Consider the following 3081-nt stretch of genomic DNA (forward strand, 5'->3'; position numbering starts at 1 on the left):
ACGGATCTTTTTGTTATTGCCCTAAATTTTGAACCTTATCTTTCAAATCACGAACTTGTTCTATCGTCTGCATAAGCTCAGAGTTTTTAAACTGCTCTACATTCATTTTTCCTTCCTCTATCTTTTGCATAGATGTATCAATTAATGTATTTAACTTTTCATTATATCCGACGATTTGCTGGTGAAGGTCTTTCGCTACATCCGGTGGTGTTAATTCATTAAAAGCTGGTATATCTTGTTTAATTTCAGTAAGTTTCGTTTCCAGTTCTTTTCGAGCTTCTCCATCATTAACGGCCTTTTCAGCTAATGCTGGTGCTTCATTTGCAAATGCACTTATTTCATTTACATAGTCCGTCGCTTTTTGAGCATAATCTATGGAGTTCTTTCCTTCCTCTACTAGCGAACATCCCATCAAACCAATTGAAACTACAATTGAAAGTAACATTGTTTTTGTAAACTTCATTTTTACCTCCTAAATAATTGTCATACTTTTATTCATTTATAAACTCTTTGTTTTCTTCTTATACACCTTATCACATCATATCTTATTTTTTACTCTTCCTCTTACACATTCTAGAAAAATCATTATTATCCTGTTCAACATGTACCTCGAAACTATCTTCATTTAAATATGAAAACAGACACACTTATTTTAAGTATGTCTGTTTTCAAGGTCAGTATAACTCCCACTAATTAAAGTTTCTCTTTATCCTCTCACATGCCCTATTATCGCTACAATATCTATGTCTATATGTACACTAATAATATCTTCTATAATATCCGTATATCCTTGGCCTAAAGGTGTTCCGTAATGTAATAAAATCTCTTTTTTTTCATAAACTGACTTCGGTACTGTAAAAATAAATTTCCTCATATTCCGTTCATCAGCAGGCTCCAAAATTAAAACAATGCCATCCTCTTCAAACATATAATCACGCCTTCCAACAATCCATTCACTATGGCTCAAGTATTGCCTTGAAAGGATAGGTTTTAAACACCCTTTCTAACAATATATAACCATTTCATAATCAACTAGCTTATACGACTTATATGATTTCACCACAAATACAAAAAACACAAACCTTGAACTACCAAGAATTTGTGTTTTTTTGCATTTCATTCTTATATACCTTTATCAAGCTCGTATAATCTACGATATTTCTCATTTTCTTTCAGTAGCTGTTCGTGACTACCTTGCATAGCGATTTGACCACTATCAAGGAAAATCACTTCATCTACATGTTCAATCCCTACAAGATGATGTGTAATCCAAATAACAGTCTTTTCTTCTGTTGCAGAAAACATTGTTTCTATTAAGGCTAATTCCGTTTTAGGATCTAAACCGATAGTCGGTTCATCAAGGACAATGATTGATGCTTCTTGCATAAGAGTTCTTGCAAATGCTACCCTTTGCCTTTCTCCTCCAGAAAACCGCTTTCCCATTTCATGCATTTTTGTTTGTAATCCATTAGGAAGAGAAGCAATGTGCGGTGCTAGCTGTGCTTTCTCTAAAGCTTTCCATATCTCTTCATCATTAGCCTCTGGTTTACCGATCCGCACATTATTTCCAATTGTCGTATCGAATAAATGTGGTTTTTGGTTTAATACAGAAATATATTTTGACAAAAAATCCGTATGAGCTTGTTCACCATTCAATATAACTTGGCCATTCACCGGACGTAGTGCCCCAGTTAACAATTTTAGTAAAGTAGATTTTCCTGTTCCACTTCTACCTAAAATAGCAATTTTCTTTCCTGCCTTTATTTGCAATGATACATCTTTTAATACGGATTCATTACTATTCGGGTAATTATACGATACATTACTCAGTTCAATATCTACATGTTTTGGTACGACGTATTCTTTATCTCCAGATAACTCCTTACCATCATCCAAAGCGCTATCACTTTCTACGCTATTAAGCCGATGCACAGATTCTACATAAGATGGAATTCGATCAATAGCATCTGATACAGGAATAAGCACATTCGTCACAGATAATGTCATTAATACGAATGCTGCGATAACTGTAGGTGCAATTTGTTCACTTGCCGCTTGATTGCCAGTCCACAAAATCATCGAAATAACTACAATACCTACTATTAAATGAATGATACTATCCCGAATATGGTACCAGCGTTTCACTCTCTTTTCTGTCTTTAACAGCTGGACATTTTGCTCTACATACGCATTAATAAATTCATCTTTTCTACCACTCGCCTGCCAATCAGATAACCCAAATACAGCATCTGTCAATTGTTGATACATACGATTTCTTCCTCGCTTCAAAGCAACATGATGTCGTTTCATCAAAAGTAGTGATACGAATGGAAGAAGAAAAACAATAACAGCTAACATACAAGCTGCGATAAGTGCAAATACTAAGTCAAATGCACCGATAACAAGTACGAAAATGCTATATACAACTAACGCTAATATACTAGGGAATATTGTACGTAAATATAGATTCTGTAAATGTTCTATATCATCAGACAATACACCCAGTACATCACCAGTTTGAAATCTTGAGCGCAAAAATAACGCCTGTGGTTCTACAATTCTATATAGTTTTGTCCTCATTTTTTCTAAAATTCGTAGAACGACGTCATGCCCTACTAAACGCTCTAAATAATGAAAGACAGCTTGCCCTATACTAAACGCACGCGTTGCAACTATAGGAACATATACAACCATTACATTTTCTGGTCTGAGAGCAGATTTAGAAATTAAATAACCTGAAATGAAAAGTAACATCGCACCTGAACTAACTCCAAGAAGCCCGAGGAAAATAGTCAACGTCATTCTACCTTTATTTTGCTGTATATGAGGTTTAATCCAGTTACTCATCGCTCTCCCCTCTCTTCCCTATGAAAATGTAATGTCTCATTCTTTAAAAGTTCTTCATATGTTCCACGTTCTTTAATTTCCCCTTTATTTAAAATAAGAATATGATCCATTTGCTTCATCCAATGGAGACGATGCGTTGCAAGAAATACTAGCTTACCTTCAAACAGACGTAACATCGATTGCTTTATTTCAAATTCAGTTTCAATATCAAGATGTGCTGTAGGTTCATCTAAT

The 3081-nt window shown here is 34.6% G+C and carries 3 protein-coding genes and 1 pseudogene; all 4 read right to left on the bottom strand.

Annotation, left to right across the window (positions count from 1 at the left end; genetic code table 11):
• Positions 1 to 13 precede the first annotated feature (13 nt).
• Positions 14 to 463: a DUF6376 family protein gene (locus KI356_RS24790; protein WP_128281390.1), complete on the bottom strand. Its 450-nt coding sequence runs from the start codon at positions 461 to 463 to the stop codon at positions 14 to 16.
• A gap of 243 nt (positions 464 to 706) precedes the next feature.
• Positions 707 to 928 (bottom strand): hypothetical protein, encoded by a 222-nt coding sequence (locus KI356_RS24795; protein WP_212936761.1) that lies wholly within the window; start codon positions 926 to 928, stop codon positions 707 to 709.
• A gap of 194 nt (positions 929 to 1122) precedes the next feature.
• A complete protein-coding gene (gene cydC, locus KI356_RS24800) occupies positions 1123 to 2847 on the bottom strand; it encodes a thiol reductant ABC exporter subunit CydC (protein ID WP_212936762.1) in 1725 nt (574 codons plus the stop codon).
• Positions 2844 to 3081, bottom strand: a pseudogene (locus KI356_RS24805) (thiol reductant ABC exporter subunit CydD); the annotation flags it as partial. The pseudogene KI356_RS24805 and the gene cydC, both read right to left, overlap by 4 nt.

Source organism: Bacillus hominis (genome assembly GCF_018332515.1).
GTDB lineage: Bacteria > Bacillota > Bacilli > Bacillales > Bacillaceae_G > Bacillus_A > Bacillus_A hominis.

Bases quoted from the DNA above. Each gene is read 5' to 3' on its own strand.
- KI356_RS24790 (WP_128281390.1), bottom strand. From the start codon at position 463: ATGAAGTTTACAAAAACAATGTTACTTTCAATTGTAGTTTCAATTGGT.
- KI356_RS24795 (WP_212936761.1), bottom strand. From the start codon at position 928: ATGTTTGAAGAGGATGGCATTGTTTTAATTTTGGAGCCTGCTGATGAA.
- cydC (WP_212936762.1), bottom strand. From the start codon at position 2,847: ATGAGTAACTGGATTAAACCTCATATACAGCAAAATAAAGGTAGAATG.